The following is a 15,248-nucleotide window of genomic DNA, read 5'->3' as shown; positions in this document are numbered from 1 at the left end:
GTCCACCCCTTTTGATGCCGCTCGTGCCTGCCGAAGATATGGAATGTTGCGGTCTTTGTGCCGAGTCGCGGCAAAATGTCACATTAATGTTGTCTAGGCAGGAAATGTCTCACTCACCGTGACCAGCGCGGCCCCTCGGTCGGTGAACGGAGCGTGCGGCGGTAGGTTCGGAGGCATGCGTGAATCCCAGCTCGGTGACCTGACCGTTTCCGCCCTCGGCCTCGGCTGCATGGGGATGTCCCAGTCGTACGGCCTGCGGGCCGACGACTCCGAGTCCATCGCGACGCTGCACGCCGCCATCGACGCGGGCTGCACCTTCATCGACACCGCCGACGTGTACGGCGACGGCGAGAACGAGGAGCTTGTCGGCCGGGCGCTGGCCGGGCGCCGCGACGAGGTCGTGCTCGCGACGAAGTTCGGCTTCAAGCGGCCCGGTGCCAGCGCGGTCGTGCCGACGGTCGTCGACGGCTCACCTGCGTACGCGCGTCAGGCCCTGGATGCGTCGCTGCGGCGGCTCGGCGTCGACCACGTCGACCTGTGGTACCTGCACCGGCGCGACCCGCAGGTGCCGATCGAGGAGACGGTCGGCGCGATGGCCTCGATGGTGGAGGCGGGCAAGGTCCGGTACCTCGGTCTGTCCGAGGTGAACGGGGACACCGTGCGGGCGGCCCACGCAGTACATCCGATCACCGCCGTGCAGAGCGAGTGGTCGTTGTGGACGCGCGACCCGGAGACCGTCGTACTGCCGACGCTGCGGGAGCTCGGGGTCGGGTTCGTGCCGTTCAGCCCGCTCGGTCGCGGGTTCCTGACCGGGCAGATCAAGTCGGAGGCCGACTTCCCCGAGGACGACATGCGGCGCGGGCTGCCGCGGTTCCAGGGCGAGAACTTCCAGCGCAACCTCGACCTGGTCGCGCAGGTGCAGGCGCTGGCCGCGTCGAAGGGCGTCACGGCGGGTCAGCTGGCGCTCGCCTGGTTGCTTGCGCAGGGCAATGACATCGTGCCGATCCCGGGGACGAAGCGGCAGAAGTACCTGGCCGAGAACCTGGGCGCCCTGGACGTGGTGCTGACACCGGCCGAGCGGGTCGAGCTGGACCAGGCGTTCCCGCCGGACGCGGTCGCCGGGCAGCGGTACACCGACGGCGGGATGGACCTGGTGGGCAAGTGATCGGCGTCACCGGATCGACCGGACAGCTCGGTTCCCGGATCGTGTCGCGGCTGGCCGGCGTACCGCTGCGCCTGATCGTGCGCGATCCGGAGCGGGCTCCGGTGGTGCCCGGTGCGTCGGTCGCGCGGGCGGCGTACGGCGAGCACGCGCCACTGCTCGACGCGCTCGACGGGGTCGACGTACTGATGTTGCTCAGCGCAACGGAGTCGGCGGATCGGGTGGCGTTGCACAAGGCAACCGTCGACGCGGCGGTGGCGGCCGGGGTGCGGCGGATCGTCTACACGTCGTTCGTCGGGGCGGCGCCGGGCGCGACCTTCACGTTCGCGCGGGATCACTGGCACACCGAGCAGCACATCCGGTCGAGCGGTGTCGACTTCACGTTCCTGCGCGACAACCTGTATCTGGACTTCGTGTCCGGGGGCGTGGGGGAGGACGGGGTGATCCGCGGACCGGCCGGCGACGGGCGGGTCGCGGCGGTCGCCCGGGACGACGTGGCTGCCGTGGCGGCGGCGGTGCTGCGCTCGGCCTCCGCTGGTTCAGCGGACGAGCACTCAGGTGCGACCTACGACCTCACCGGGCCGCGCGCGTTCACGCTCGCCGAGGCGGCCGCGGTCTTGACCGACGTCTGGGGCCGCAAGGTCCGCTACGAGCCGGAGACGCTCGACGAGGCCTACAGGTCCCGCGAGTCCTACGGCGCCGCAGCGTGGGAGGTCGCCGGCTGGGTGACGTCGTACGCCGCGATCGCCAGCGGGGAGCTCAGCCCGGTGTCCACCGCCGTACGCGACATCACCGGCGTCGAGCCGACCGGGTTCGAGGAGTATGTCCGCGCTCAGTGAGAGACTGGTGCGGTGCCGCTCTACCGGGATCAGGCGATCGTGCTGCGCACCCAGAAGCTGGGTGAGGCGGACCGCATCGCCACGCTGCTGACCCGCGCCCACGGCAAGGTCCGTGCGGTAGCGAAGGGGGTCCGCCGTACGTCGTCCCGCTTCGGCGCCCGCCTGGAGCCGTTCAGCCACGTCGACCTGCAACTGGCGACCGGCCGGACGCTCGACGTGGTCACCCAGGCCGAGTCGATCGCGGCGTACGGCGAGGGCATCGTCGGCGACTACGCGCGGTACACCACCGGCACCGTCCTGCTGGAGACCGCCGACCGCTTGGTCGTCGAGGAGAAGGAGCCCGCCACCCAGCAGCACCTGCTGCTGGCCGGCGCCCTCCGGGTCCTGTCCACCGGCGAACGCGACCCGGGCCTCGTCCTCGACTCCTTCCTCCTCCGCTCCCTGGCGATCTCCGGCTACGCCCCCTCCTTCGACGACTGCGCCCGCTGCGGCGAACCAGGCCCCCACCGAGCCTTCAACCCCGCCTCCGGCGGCATGGTCTGCACCACCTGCCGCCCCCCGGCCTCAGCCATGCCATCCCTCCCCACCGTCACCCACCTGGCCGCCCTCCTCACCGGCGACTGGCCCACCGCCCTGAAAGCCGACCCCAGAACCCGCCGAGAATCCACCGGCCTAATAGCCGCCTTCTTCACCTACCACCAAGAAAACCAACTCCGCTCCCTACCCCACCTAGACCTGACTTCCTAACAAGGTCTCAGACAGTTGGACCGGGCTCACGCTCACAGTCCAACCACCCAGTCGGCCCGCTGCAGCAGATGAAGCCAATCGATCCAGGGTCAACATCCGGGCTTAGTGGGCGCAACCGCATCGCCACCGTCCGGATCAACCAGCACCGGCACGGCCTCGCCGATTCGCAGTTGAGTGGTGGCCTGCTCGGTCATCGCGATCTGTCCAGTGTCACTCAGCGTGCTCTGCCAGGTGATGTCCCACTGTGCGGTCGCCGTCACCGGGTACTTGCAGCTCGGCAGTTCACGTGAGGTCTTGGTGTACTGGTGCCCGCAGGTCGGTGAGGCCTTCACACCCATCGATTCGTCGTACGGCGTCCCAGGACCTTCGCAACGCACTGTGCTCCCGTCGCCCATCGACCAGTCGACAGCTTTGACCCGCGCCGTTGCCGTGACCGCAAGACCGGGCACGCTCGCACTACGCACGATCGGTCCCCACGTGCTTTCCGACTTGTTTACCCAGAGCCAAACGGGCATGTTCACCAGGCCGATTTGAGTCGCGTTGGGCGCGGTCTCTACAAGTGGCGGCGCGAGTTTCATGCTCGCGATGGCTTCGTAAACAAGGGTCAACGGATCCACGACGACGGTGTCGGGCTTACCTGGCAGCCAGACCCATTTCGTTACGATGTGTTTGCCTTCGTCGTAGCCTTGCTCGCGCAAACACGCCCAAATACTGCCATCTGTGTGGCCCTGCCAGCGAGGATCACTGAATGGTGGTTGAGGGCTTTCGCGACGCAGGTAGCACTGCTGGCTGTTCGACCAGTTGCCAAGCACCGACGTACAGGCCTGCAGTGCACCGCCAGGAAGGTGACAGACTGGCTTGGCTATCTGCACCGGCTTCTTTGTCGGCTTCCTGCCGGGGGCGACTTTGCCCGGCTTCTGGACGTAGCTCTTCAGGACCCAGCCGCAAAAGTGTCGGCTTCCAACACATTTCCACACATAGTCAGGCCCTGGTTTCGGAGGGCGCGTCTCGGCGTTCGCAAGTTGTGGCTGGGCCGCGAGGATCACGATTGCTGTGAGGGTAAATCTGGAGAGGCGCCTCAACATACGCCCAACTCCTTCTCCGCGATCAGCCACCAGCGTTTCGCGCCGCCGGTCGCCGCTGGGGCGTAAACCATCCGAGACGAAACCTTCTGGCGCTTGCTCGTGCCCGCGCCGATCGGGATCGGCTTGCCAGTCTGCTGAGACCGGATGATGACCGCCGAACTGTCGATGCAGTTGATCAAATCGACTTGGGGCTGCTGGAGCTTGAGATTGACGGCCGACACCTGTGTGTGGACCACCTTCGTGCTACCCGTCTCGTACCAGCCGTAGTCCTGGAAGTTGACGATGTCCTCGAGGACCGTATTGATCCACGTACCTCCGTTGCCGGCGCTCTCCAACTTGGTTCGGTCTGCCTTGGCCGGTGCTGCCAGCGCAACGTCGATGGCGACCCGAGCGGCTGCGTACTGCTTGTTCGAGGCAGTGATCGCTGTCTGCTCCTCCGCCGTCCATTGCGGCCCGGAAGGGGTCTCCGAGGGTGTTGAACTTGATGACGGCGTAGTGGCGACCGGAACGGTATTAGGCCTGCCTGCCTCCGGGGACCCGTTGCACGCGGTTAGCACCATGGCGGCGCAGAGGGCGGCGAGGGCGGGGGCGAGGGCCGGTCGGCGGGGCATGGGGTGGGGCTCCGTTCTTGGGTGCTGTTGGTGTAAGGGTTGCATACGGAGGGTGTTCGCCGGGGTGGGTTATCCACAGGTTGCAGGTTGTTGCAGGTGGGGTGGGGCGTACGGCTGGGTGGGCGTGGGAGTGGTGCCGCGCGGGTGGGAGGATGCGGGGTATGTCGCCTATTGGTCGTCGTCGGGGTCGAGGGGTTTTGGGGGGTTCGGGGGAGAAGAAGGTGGTGGTGCCGCCGGAGCCGCATCCGTCGGGGGCCCGGGTGCCGGGGGTGCCGAAGGAGTTGGTGCCGCGGCATGTGGCGATCGTCATGGACGGGAACGGGCGGTGGGCCAAGCAGCGGGGGCTGGCGCGGACCGAGGGGCACAAGGCGGGGGAGGCGAGCCTGCTCGATGTGATCAAGGGCGGGATCGACATCGGGGTGAAGTACATCTCGGCGTACGCGTTCTCGACGGAGAACTGGGCGCGGTCGCCGGAGGAGGTCCGGTTCCTGATGGGGTTCAACCGCGAGGTGATCCATCGGCGGCGGGACGAGCTGGATGCGATGGGCGTGCGGGTGGTGTGGTCCGGGCGGCGGCCGCGGTTGTGGAAGAGCGTGATCGACGAGCTCGAGTACGCGCAGGAGCGGACCAAGGACAACGACACGATCACCCTGCAGTTCTGCGTGAACTACGGCGGCCAGGCGGAGATCGCCGACGCGATGAAGTCGATCGCGGCAGAGGTTGCCGCAGGCAAGCTCAAGCCGGACCGGATCACCGAGAAGACGATCGCCCGGCATCTGTACGCGCCGGACATCCCCGAGGTGGACCTGTTCGTCCGCTCGTCGGGGGAGCAGCGGACCAGCAACTTCCTGGTGTGGCAGCTCGCGTACGCCGAGATGGTGTTCCTGGACACGCTCTGGCCGGACTTCGACCGCCGCGACCTGTGGCGGGCGATCGAGATCTACGCCCAGCGCGACCGCAGGTACGGCGGCGCGATCCCGAACGAGGTCCCCGCCGAAAGCTGAGGAACCAACCACGGCCCGGCTCGCGTCTACGCTCATTGTGACAATCAATGGGAACGAGACCCCGCGGCAGGCCGTGGAACGAGAGTTGCACGCTGCGCGGGAGAAGGTCCGCCGGATGACCGAGGACCTGCGCGCGAGGCTGGCGGACGACGAGCAGGCAGAGGCCGACCAGCAGTCAAAGGACGACCACGAGGAGCACTGAATGGCTGACGTGAACGACATTGCCCGTCGGACCGATCAGGTGGCGACGGCGATGCACGTGGCGCGACAGGTGCTCGACCGGGTCGGGCGGGTGCTCGACGGGCGGGAATCGTTGCAGGACGCAACGATGTTGCGTGACGGTCTGGCTGACAGCGGACGTCAGCTTCAGTCAGCGTTGGAGCAGGCCGACGCGCTTCACCGCACGCCGGAGTACGGCGGGACGCAGCAGACGCGCGACCTGCTGGACAAGGTGCACGGGGTTCGGCAGATCACGAAGAACGCCGAGACGGGGCTCACTCGGGCAATCGATGAGCCGAGGGCCTCAGCAGCGGTGATGAGCGAGGTGCGTGAGACCGTCGCCGCGCGCAGGCAAGAGGTCGGACGGTCGACGGAGTACGCGATCAACATCTCCAACGAGGCGATGCAGTTGGCCAAGACGGCGCAGGTCGCCGGCAATCCAACGAGCAGAGCAGCGCAACACCCCGCCGGCAGCGCACAGCAGCAAGGCCAAAGGCACCCCCAGGGCCAGGAGCACGACAGCGGCGTCCAGCGCTAGCGGCCAGGCGACGGCAGCAAGCCGCGTTCGATAGCGACCGTGACGGCGCGCGTGCGGTCGTCGACGTCCAGCTTCGCGAACAGCCGCTGCAGGTGGGTCTTCACCGTGGCCTCGCCAATGAAGAGTTCGCGCCCGATCTCCGCATTGCTGAGACCCCGAGCCACGGCAGCCAGGACCTCCAGTTCGCGCGGCGACGGCGATGCGGCGGCGGGTGCGGCCGGCGTACGCAGGCGCGACATCAGCCGGGCCGCAACAGGCGGGGCCAGGACCGTTTCACCACGAGCCGCCGCACGGATCCCGTTGAGCAGCTCGACGTGCGGCGTGTCCTTCAGCAAGTACCCCGCGGCGCCCGCCTCGACGGCGTGCAGGATGTCGGTGTCGGTGTCGTACGTCGTCAGCACGAGCACCCGCGTCGACGGGTAACCGGACACGATCGCACCGGTCGCGGTCACGCCGTCCATCCGCGGCATCCGCAGATCCATCAGTACGACGTCCGGCCGGGTTGACTCGACCAGCGCCACCGCCTCCGAACCGTCCCCGGCCTCACCGACGACGGAGATGTCCTCGGTCACCGACAACATCCCGGTCAGACCTGACCGCACGACCGGATGATCGTCGACCACCAGAACCCGAATCACGCATCCTCCTGCATAGCCGGGATCAGCACCTGCACCCGCGTACCACGTCCCGGCGCACTCTCCACCTGGACCGAACCTCCCGACTCCTCGACCCGCCCGCGCATCGCGTTCAATCCGAACCCAGCCGACTCGGCCTCCGGCGTGAACCCGGACCCGTCGTCGCGGATCTCGATCCACACCCCGTCGTCCGACAACCCGAGCGTGATCCGCACCTGCGTCGCGCGCGCATGCTTGCGGACGTTGGCCAGCGCCTCCTGCGCCGACCGCAGCAGCACCACCTGCTGCGCCTGCGGCAGCGCCGCGACCTCGTCGTCAGGCAGGTCCAGCGACACCTGTACGTCGACTCCCGTCTCGGCCGCGAACCGCTCCGCCTGCCGACGCAGTACCTCGGTCAACGTTGCCTCTGACAACGCAACTGGGGTGAACGCGGCAACCAAGGCACGCGCCTCGGCCAGGTTCTCCCGGGCGGTGTCCTCGATCGCCGCCAGTCGCGCCGAGGCGTCGGCGCCGCGCGACAGCTCGACCGCCGCGGCCTGCGCCAGCATCACGATGCTCGTCATCCCCTGCGCGAGCGTGTCGTGGATCTCCCGCGCCATCCGCTCCCGCTCGGCCATCACACCCGCACTGTGGTGCGCCTCGGCGAGCTCGTCCCGCGCAGACTCGAGCTGCTCGATCAGCTCGGCCCGCTGTTGACTCTGCGTGATGACCTTCTCGATCCAGATCCCGAACAGCAGGCTGACCACGAGGCTGACCAGCATCCACGGCAGGATCTCCCAGAACGCCTGCCAGCCCCACCCGGCGCTCCACAACTGCGCCGTACCGACGCCGAGCACCAGCAGCAGGCTGAGCCCGATCCCTTCGCGGATGTCCTCGCACAGCAACCAGATCTGCGCAGAGGCGATGAACATCAGGAACACCGACTGCGGATAGACCCCGATCAGCACCACCAGCGACGCGATCAGCACCAGCCGATAGATGTACGACGGGAGCGTGCGCCGCGACCGGATCGCGGGCAGGCCGATGAATTGGTACGCCGCCCCGAGCACGACGACCGTACCGGCGAATACCGCCTGCCTGGTCGTCCCCAGATGCCCCAGGAACGACAACGCCAGCGTCATTCCGAGCAGCACCCAGAAGACGATGTGCCATCCGACCAGCGTCCGGTTCCACACGGGCTGTCCGGCGCCACCGCTCGTCCTCTGCACGGACCCCATCTTCCTCCACATGAGGATCCACAGACGAGGTCCGGTCCACGCGGGTCCCGCGGAGGCTGTGGACAGCTCGGTACGACGCCGGTCCGGGAGGGCCGACGTCGTACCGGTGACCTGGTTCATCAGCCGGCGTCCCGGCGGGTCCAGCGGAACACCCGCTGGGCGAGGAAGAGGCCGACGACCAGCCAGATCGAGAGCACGATCGCGCCGGTGCCGAGCTGCCAGGACTTGGCCGGCTCGGTCAGCTGGAACCCGTCCGGCAGGAACACCGACCGCATGCCCTGGGCCAGCCACTTCAGCGGGAAGACGGAGGCGACGTTGCGCATCCAGGCCGGCAGGCTGCTGTAGACGAAGTACACGCCGGACATGAACTGCAGCAGCAGGACGATCGGCGTGATGACGGCGGACGCGGCCTTGCCGGACTTGGGCACGACACTGAACGCGATCCCGAGCACCGAACCGGACGCCGTGCCGAGGACGAAGATCCAGGCGAAGTCCAGCCACTTGCCCGGCTCGGTCGGCAGGTCGACGCCGAGCAGCAGCCCGGAGATCGCCAGCAGCAACGCGATCTGCAGGATCGAGGTGACCAGGACCTGGCCGATCTTGCCGATGAAGTAGGCCTGCGGGGGCATCGGGGTACCGCGGAGCCGCTTGAGCAGGCCCTCGTCGCGCTCGAGCGCGATGCTGATCGCGAGCGACTGGAAGCTGCTCAGGAAGATGCCGGAGGCGATCATCCCGGGGGTGAAGTAGGTCGCGGCGTTGACGCCGTCGAAGTCGGTGCTGCCGAAGACGGCGGAGAAGATGCCGAGGAAGATGATCGGGAAGAAGAACGTGAAGATCAGCGCTTCCCGCTCGCGGAAGAACTCACGGACCTCGAGCTTGGTCCGGGCCAGGCCCACCGAGAGGGTGGACGGCAAAGCTTTGGTGTCGGCCATCAGAGTGCTCCAGCTTCGATCGCAACGGCAGGGATGTCGGCGGCGGTGGCCTTGCCGATCAGCTCCAGGTAGATGTCTTCCAGGCTCGGGCGCCTGACCTCGAGTTCGGGGACCTCGCCGTCGAAGCGGGCCATCAGCGCGGCCACCTCGGCGGTCGGCCGGTCGGTGCGCAGTTCGTGCGGTCCGTCGGCGTCGGTCCAGGAGACCCGCGCGGTCCGGGCGCCGCGCCCGCCGAGCGTCTCCGGCGTACCGATCTCGATCATCCGGCCGTCGGCGATCACGCCGACCCGGTCGGCCAGGTGCTCGGCCTCGTCCAGGTAGTGGGTGGTGAGCAGGATCGTCGTGCCGCTGGTGCTCAGGTTCTCGATCAGGGTCCAGAACTGGCGGCGTGCCTCGGGGTCGAACCCGGTGGTCGGCTCGTCCAGGAACAGCAGCTCCGGGTTGCCGACGACGCCCAGTGCCACGTCGAGGCGGCGGCGCTGACCGCCGGACAGCTTGCGCGGCCGGGTCTTGCGCTTGTCCTCCAGCCCGACGGCGGCGATCACCTCGTCGGGGTCGCGGGGGTTCGGGTAGTAGCCGGCGTAGTGGTTCACCAGCTCGGACACCGTCGACTCGGCCTCGTCGCGGGACGTCTGCAGCACGATCCCGAGCCGGGCCCGCCAGTCCCGGTCGGCGTGCGCCGGGTCGGTCCCCAGCACGCTGATCTCACCCTCGTCGGCCCGGCGATACCCCTCCAGAATCTCCGTGGTCGTCGTTTTGCCGGCCCCGTTCGGACCGAGCAGGGCGAACACCTCGCCCCGGTGGATGTCCAGATCGACGCCGTCGACTGCGACCTTGTCCGGGTACCGCTTGACCAGGCCGCGCACCCTCACTGCGTTGTCGTTCTCCATGCCTCAACTCTCCCGTCGAGGCGGCATCCCGGGGGAGCACCGCCCGGCTGACTCCCTGTCCACCGACCGGGGGACACGGCGCCGTCCGCCGGGGCGTACCGAAGAACGGGTAGTGGTGGGGTCGCGGGCGCCTCCGCAGGCCCGGTCAGGCGGGGCGGTGGCGTCGGCGGGAGACCAGTACCCGTCGTTCGGTACTGCGAGACGCGCGGGGCGGGGCTGACGGGAGGGGCGCGGGCCGGTTAGGTTCGGGGAATGGCTCAGACGGTGCGTGGTGTGGTGGCGGCGGGCAAGGGTGCGCCGGTGTCGATCGAGGAGATCACGATCCCGGACCCGGGTCCGGGCGAGGCGGTGGTGAAGGTCCAGGCCTGCGGGGTCTGCCACACCGACCTGCATTACCGGGAGGGTGGGATCAACGACGACTTCCCGTTCCTGCTCGGCCACGAGGCGGCCGGGATCGTGGAGTCGGTCGGCGACGGTGTCACAGACATCCAGCCGGGCGATTTCGTCGTACTGAACTGGCGGGCCGTGTGCGGCAACTGTCGCGCCTGCCTGCGCGGCCGGCCCTGGTACTGCTTCAACACGCACAACGCCAAGCAGAAGATGACGCTCAAGGACGGGACCGAGCTGAGCCCCGCGCTCGGGATCGGCGCGTTCGCGGACAAGACGCTGGTCGCGGCCGGTCAGTGCACGAAGGTGGATCCGGCCGCCAAGCCCGAGGTCGCCGGCCTGCTCGGCTGCGGCGTGATGGCCGGGCTCGGCGCGGCGATCAACACCGGCAATGTCGGCCGCGGTGACACGGTGGCGGTGATCGGTTCGGGCGGTGTCGGTACTGCGGCCGTCGTCGGAGCCCGTCTCGCGGGAGCGGCGAAGGTCATCGCGATCGACCTCGACGAGCGCAAGCTCTCGACCGCGCAGGAGCTCGGCGCGACGCACACGATCAACTCCAAGGGCCTCGATCACGACGGGGTGGTCGCAGCGGTGCAGGAGTTGACGGGTGGTTTCGGTGCGGACGTCGTGATCGATGCGGTCGGCCGTCCGGAGACCTGGAAGCAGGCCTTCTACGCGCGGGATCTCGCCGGCACGGTGGTGCTCGTCGGCGTACCCACGCCTGAGATGACGCTGGAGATGCCGCTCCTCGACTTCTTCGGCCGCGGCGGTTCGCTCAAGTCCAGCTGGTACGGCGACTGCCTGCCGACCCGCGACTTCCCGTTGCTGATCGACCTCCACCTCCAGGGCCGCCTGCCGCTGGACCGCTTCGTCTCGGAGACGATCGCGCTGGACGAGGTCGAGGCCGCGTTCACGAAGATGCACCACGGCGACGTACTGCGTTCGGTGGTCGTGTTCTAAGCCTGGCGGACGCTGCGGGCGAGGAAGCTGCCCGCGACGATGCCGATGGCGGCGGCGACGGCCAGGAACCAGCTCGTCGTGGCGAGGGAGCCCCCTGACAGGAACAAGGTTCCGAAGATCGTCACGCCGCCGACCTGGCTCAGCTGGATGGTCGTGGTGAGGACACCGCTCGCATCGGCCGCTCTGCTCAGTGGGACGTGGACCAGGGATTGGGTGACGAGCGGGCTGGCGGACAGGCCCATGCCTGCGCCGGCCAGGACCAGCGCGGGCCACACGAGCCAACCGGCGCCGAGCCCGATGCCGACGTACCCGAGCATGCACAGCGCGAGGCCGGTGGGGACGACCAGGTGATGCAGCCGGCTCGGGAGCGAACGCCAGCAGAACCCGACCAGACCGAAGGTGACGGCGAAGGGGAGCCAGGTAAGCCCCGAGTGGAGGGCCGACTCGCCGAGTCCGTTCTGCAGGTGCAGGGTGAAGCTGAACATGAACCCGGCGACGGCCAGCAGCGTGCAGGCGAGCGTCGTGATGCCGGCCGCGAGGCCGCGAGCGCGGAGAACGTCGAGGTTGAGCAGCGGATCGACGACCCGGCGCTCGACCCGGACGAAGACCACCGCGAGGCCGAGCCCCGCGCCGAAGCAGATGAACGTCCACCGCGGCCAGCCAAGCTCGTGCCCGATCACCATCGGCAGCACCAGCAGGAGTACGGCGCAGGTCGATATCGCCAGCCCGGGCAGGTCCAGGCGACGCGCACCGGTCGGCCGGTCGGCCGGTACCAGCCGGGGCACCAGGACCGCGAGGAGCACGCCGACCGGGACGTTGATCAGGAAGATCGGGCGCCACTGGGACCCGAACAGGTTCGCGGCGAGGAGCAGGCCGCCGACGACCAGGCCGGCCACCTGGCCGGCGGACAGCGTCGCACCGTACGCCGACAGCGCCTTGGCGCGGGCCGGACCGGTGAAGTGCGTCTGGATCACGCTCATGATCTGCGGCACCATCACCGCCGCCGCCATCCCTTGGGCGAAGCGGAACAGGACCAGCGGCAGGATCGCCGGCGCCAGGCCGCAGGCGAGCGACGCGAGCGTGAACAGCACGACGCCGATCAGATACATCCGGCGGCGGCCGTACAGGTCGCCGAGCCGGGCACCGGTGATCAGTGTCATCGCGTACGCGACCATGTAGCCGCCGACGACCAGTTGCAGCCACGCCCCCGACGCGTGGAAGCCGGCGCCGATGGTGGGCATCGCGACGTTGACGACGGACGTGTCCAGCAGAGCCATGAACTGGCCGAGCAGCAGTAGGGCGAGCATCAGTCCGCGGCGGGCGCCGGCATCGGCCGGGCGGTCGATCATCACTGTGGCCATCAGGTGTCTCCCTCGTCGAGTCAGGACGTGGGTATGTACCTGGCCGGACTCGCGAATTCATCGGCGCCGCAGCGATGAATTCCGGCGGGCGCCGCGGTACGTACTTCCACAGACCCCGATCAGTGGAAGGCTCTCGCCGTGGACCGTGACGATTTCGACCAGCGTGTGGCGCCGTACCGGCGGGAACTGCTCGCGCACTGTTACCGCATGCTCGGGTCGGTGCACGACGCGGAGGATCTGGTCCAGGAGACGATGCTGCGCGCGTGGCGGGCGATCGACACGTACGACGCCGAGCGCGCCTCGCTCCGGACCTGGCTGTACCGCATCGCGACCAACGCCTGCCTGACCGCGCTGAAAGGGCGCGGGCGGCGCGCGCTGCCGTCAGGGCTGGTGGGAGCGACGACCGACGCGCAGGCGCCGATCGAGCCGGCGCTGGACGTGCCATGGCTGCAGCCGTTCCCGACGACCGGCGATCCGGCCGGGGCGCTGGAGGCCCGGGGGAGTCTGCGGCTCGCGCTGGTGGCCGCGATGCAGTACCTGCCCGCCCGGCAGCGGGCGGTCCTGGTACTGCGGGACGTCCTGGACTGGTCCGCGGCCGATGTCGCGGAGGCGCTGGAGACCACCCCGGCGTCGGTGAACAGCGCGCTCCAGCGCGCCCGGGCACGCCTGGCCGAGGTTGATGTCAAAGAGGACGACGTCGACGAGCCCAGCGACAAGGAAATCAAGCAGATCGTCGACGACTACGTGCGAGCCTTCGAGTCGGCCGACGTACAAGGCCTCAGCCGGCTGCTCGCCGAGCGGGTCGTGCTCGAGATGCCGCCGGCGCCGCTGTGGCTCGTGGGACGCGACGCGTACGGCGCATTCATCGAGCGCGTCTACGCGATGCGCGGCCCGGCCTGGCGAATGGTGACCACGATGGCGAACGACCAGCCCGCCGTCGGCGCCTACGCGCGCGCCGACGACGGGCACTACCGCGCCCACAGCCTGCAGGTCTTCGCCGTCGCCAGGACCGGGATCACGCACAACATCACGTTCTTCGACCAGAGCCTCTTCGAGTACTTCGGTCTGCCGCTAGACCTTGAATGAGATCCACAGGTCGGGTGTGGCGTCGGGCTTGCCGGCGATGGGTCGCTCCTCCTGCGTCCACCCGTCGCCGGAGATCTCGGTCGCGACCCGCTGCCAGAACCGGACCGCCTTCTCGTTGTTGCCCTGGAAGGCGACGTCGCACGGCCCCGGGTGGTTCGACAGCACCTCCTGGACCGCCCGGAGTCCCAGACCGTTGCGGCGGACCGGACGCACCATGAAGAACGCGTTCAGCACGTGCACCGGCTGCTGCAGCGCACGCATGAAGCAGAAGCCGACCGGGTTCTCGCCTTGCGCGATCAGGTACCCCGCCCACTCCGGGTCCTCGGTCAGGACCTTCTCCAGCCACTCGGTGCGGTAGCTGCCGTCGGGTCGCGGCAACTGGCCCTGGAACTCGGACAAGTCGTGGCGGAACATCAGCCAGAACCGCTCCATCACGGGCCGGTCGGAAGGCTGGACGCGACGCACCACAAGATCAGACATGGGTCTCCTCAACTGGATCAGAACGCAGAAAAGCCTCCCGCCGGAAGAGTCCGGTACGGAAGGCTTACTGCGGTCAGTTTATCAGCCCTGCGGGGCCGTCTGCCCGGCGACCCAGTTCATGTCCGGGTAGCGGTTACCGGCCGGGGTCAGCTTCGACAGTGTGTCGAGGTCCGCCGCGTCCAGCTCCAGCTCCAGCGCCGCGGCGTTCTCCTCCAGGTACTTGCGCCGCTTCGTCCCCGGGATCGGCGCCACGTCGTTGCCCTGTGCAAGCACCCAGGCGAGGGCGACCTGCCCCGGCGTGGCGTCGTGCCGCGCGGCCACCGAGCGGATCTCGTCGACCAGCGCGAGGTTCGCGTCGAGGTTGTCACCGGAGAAGCGCGGCAGGGTACGGCGGAAGTCGTCGGCCGAAAGCTCCGACGGCAGCGCGCCGGTCAGCATCCCGCGCCCCAGCGGCGAGTACGGCACCACCCCGATGCCGAGCTCGCGGCAGGCCGGCAGCACCGACTCCTCGATGTCCCGGCTGAACAGCGACCACTCGCTCTGCACCGCGGTGATCGGGTGGACGGCGTGCGCCCGGCGGATCGTCTCCGCCGACGCCTCGGACAACCCGAGGTAGCGAACCTTGCCGGCCTCGACCAGCGAGGCCATCGCCCCGACCGTCTCCTCGACCGGCACCCCGGGATCCACGCGGTGCTGGTAATAGAGGTCGACGTGGTCGACGCCGAGCCGCTGCAGCGACGCGTCGATCGCGGACCGGACGTACTCCGGCGACCCGCTGATACCGCGCTTCGACGAGTCGCGGCCATCGCCGGTGATCCCGAACTTCGTCGCCAGGAAGACCTCGTCCCGGCGGTCGGCGATCGCCGCCCCGACCAGCTCCTCGTTGGCGCCGAAGCCGTACATGTCGGCGGTGTCGAGGAACGTGATGCCGAGGTCGAGCGCGCGGTGCAGGGTCGCGACGGACTCGTTGTCGTCGGCAGCGCCGTACGCGAAGCTCATTCCCATACAGCCGAGTCCGAGCCGGCTGACCTCGGCGCCTTGAGTACCCAGTTTCATCAGAATCTCCCTGAAAAATGGCATGGCTCCGCCCGGGTC

The 15,248-nt window shown here is 68.7% G+C and carries 17 protein-coding genes; 8 read left to right on the top strand and 9 right to left on the bottom strand.

What is annotated here, in order from left to right; translation table 11 throughout:
• Positions 1–175: 175 nt before the first annotated feature.
• The 3 genes from ACIA58_RS15920 to recO are packed head-to-tail and all read left to right on the top strand — an operon-like array spanning position 176 to position 2,748.
• The gene (locus ACIA58_RS15920) at positions 176–1,165 is read left to right on the top strand and encodes an aldo/keto reductase (protein ID WP_396404384.1); all 990 of its coding nucleotides are present in this window, start codon (positions 176–178) and stop codon (positions 1,163–1,165) included.
• Positions 1,162–2,001, top strand: a complete 840-nt coding sequence (locus ACIA58_RS15915; RefSeq protein ID WP_396404383.1) for an SDR family oxidoreductase — start codon at positions 1,162–1,164, stop codon at positions 1,999–2,001. Before ACIA58_RS15920 ends, ACIA58_RS15915 begins: the two co-directional genes overlap by 4 nt.
• Before the next feature lie 12 nt (positions 2,002–2,013).
• Positions 2,014–2,748 carry a DNA repair protein RecO gene (gene recO, locus ACIA58_RS15910; RefSeq protein WP_396404382.1) on the top strand — a complete coding sequence of 245 codons (735 nt, stop codon included), beginning with the start codon at positions 2,014–2,016 and terminating at the stop codon, positions 2,746–2,748.
• Between the two features lie 89 nt (positions 2,749–2,837).
• Here recO and ACIA58_RS15905 read toward each other — a convergent pair whose 3' ends face one another.
• Together ACIA58_RS15905 and ACIA58_RS15900 are read right to left on the bottom strand one after the other, a co-directional pair.
• Positions 2,838–3,833, bottom strand: a complete 996-nt coding sequence (locus tag ACIA58_RS15905; RefSeq protein WP_396404381.1) for a hypothetical protein — start codon at positions 3,831–3,833, stop codon at positions 2,838–2,840.
• A complete protein-coding gene (locus ACIA58_RS15900) occupies positions 3,827–4,444 on the bottom strand; it encodes a hypothetical protein (RefSeq protein ID WP_396404380.1) in 618 nt (205 codons plus the stop codon). Before ACIA58_RS15900 ends, ACIA58_RS15905 begins: the two co-directional genes overlap by 7 nt.
• A 224-nt stretch (positions 4,445–4,668) precedes the next feature.
• Between ACIA58_RS15900 and ACIA58_RS15895 the strand changes: the two genes are divergently transcribed.
• From ACIA58_RS15895 to ACIA58_RS15885, 3 genes are read left to right on the top strand one after another with little or no spacing between them, the layout of a single operon-like run.
• A complete protein-coding gene (locus ACIA58_RS15895; RefSeq protein WP_396404984.1) occupies positions 4,669–5,448 on the top strand; it encodes an isoprenyl transferase in 780 nt (259 codons plus the stop codon).
• 37 nt (positions 5,449–5,485) lie between these two features.
• Positions 5,486–5,650: a hypothetical protein gene (locus ACIA58_RS15890; RefSeq protein ID WP_396404379.1), complete on the top strand. Its 165-nt coding sequence runs from the start codon at positions 5,486–5,488 to the stop codon at positions 5,648–5,650.
• Positions 5,651–6,205 carry a hypothetical protein gene (locus ACIA58_RS15885; protein WP_396404378.1) on the top strand — a complete coding sequence of 185 codons (555 nt, stop codon included), beginning with the start codon at positions 5,651–5,653 and terminating at the stop codon, positions 6,203–6,205.
• Here the strand turns inward: ACIA58_RS15885 and ACIA58_RS15880 are convergent.
• The 4 genes from ACIA58_RS15880 to ACIA58_RS15865 form a co-directional block, all read right to left on the bottom strand.
• The gene (locus tag ACIA58_RS15880; RefSeq protein WP_396404377.1) at positions 6,202–6,843 is read right to left on the bottom strand and encodes a response regulator; all 642 of its coding nucleotides are present in this window, start codon (positions 6,841–6,843) and stop codon (positions 6,202–6,204) included. The two genes, ACIA58_RS15885 and ACIA58_RS15880, sit on opposite strands and share 4 nt — an antisense overlap.
• On the bottom strand, positions 6,840–8,057 hold the full coding sequence (locus tag ACIA58_RS15875) for a sensor histidine kinase (RefSeq protein ID WP_396404376.1): 1,218 nt from the start codon (positions 8,055–8,057) through the stop codon (positions 6,840–6,842). The genes ACIA58_RS15880 and ACIA58_RS15875 overlap by 4 nt, the downstream gene beginning before the upstream one ends.
• Before the next feature lie 119 nt (positions 8,058–8,176).
• Complete coding sequence (locus ACIA58_RS15870; RefSeq protein ID WP_396404375.1) at positions 8,177–8,989, bottom strand: ABC transporter permease; 813 nt, start codon at positions 8,987–8,989, stop codon at positions 8,177–8,179.
• Entirely contained in the window at positions 8,989–9,879 is an 891-nt protein-coding gene (locus ACIA58_RS15865) for an ABC transporter ATP-binding protein (protein ID WP_396404374.1), read from the bottom strand. The genes ACIA58_RS15870 and ACIA58_RS15865 overlap by 1 nt, the downstream gene beginning before the upstream one ends.
• A 252-nt stretch (positions 9,880–10,131) precedes the next feature.
• On the opposite strand from ACIA58_RS15865, the gene ACIA58_RS15860 reads away from it, so the two are divergent.
• Positions 10,132–11,226, top strand: coding sequence for an S-(hydroxymethyl)mycothiol dehydrogenase (locus ACIA58_RS15860; RefSeq protein WP_396404373.1), 1,095 nt, complete (start codon positions 10,132–10,134; stop codon positions 11,224–11,226).
• Here ACIA58_RS15860 and ACIA58_RS15855 read toward each other — a convergent pair.
• Positions 11,223–12,587, bottom strand: coding sequence for an MFS transporter (locus tag ACIA58_RS15855; protein ID WP_396404372.1), 1,365 nt, complete (start codon positions 12,585–12,587; stop codon positions 11,223–11,225). The two genes, ACIA58_RS15860 and ACIA58_RS15855, sit on opposite strands and share 4 nt — an antisense overlap.
• A gap of 138 nt (positions 12,588–12,725) precedes the next feature.
• Between ACIA58_RS15855 and ACIA58_RS15850 the strand changes: the two genes are divergently transcribed.
• Positions 12,726–13,673 carry a sigma-70 family RNA polymerase sigma factor gene (locus ACIA58_RS15850; protein ID WP_396404371.1) on the top strand — a complete coding sequence of 316 codons (948 nt, stop codon included), beginning with the start codon at positions 12,726–12,728 and terminating at the stop codon, positions 13,671–13,673.
• Here ACIA58_RS15850 and ACIA58_RS15845 read toward each other — a convergent pair.
• On the bottom strand, positions 13,659–14,153 hold the full coding sequence (locus tag ACIA58_RS15845; protein ID WP_396404370.1) for a GNAT family N-acetyltransferase: 495 nt from the start codon (positions 14,151–14,153) through the stop codon (positions 13,659–13,661). The two genes, ACIA58_RS15850 and ACIA58_RS15845, sit on opposite strands and share 15 nt — an antisense overlap.
• Positions 14,154–14,234: 81 nt before the next feature.
• Entirely contained in the window at positions 14,235–15,209 is a 975-nt protein-coding gene (locus ACIA58_RS15840; RefSeq protein ID WP_396404369.1) for an aldo/keto reductase, read from the bottom strand.
• Positions 15,210–15,248: the final 39 nt, after the last annotated feature.

It is taken from the genome of Kribbella sp. NPDC051586 (assembly GCF_044453965.1).
Classification (GTDB): Bacteria; Actinomycetota; Actinomycetes; order Propionibacteriales; family Kribbellaceae; genus Kribbella.
This window is presented reverse-complemented; position numbering and strand designations above follow the sequence as displayed.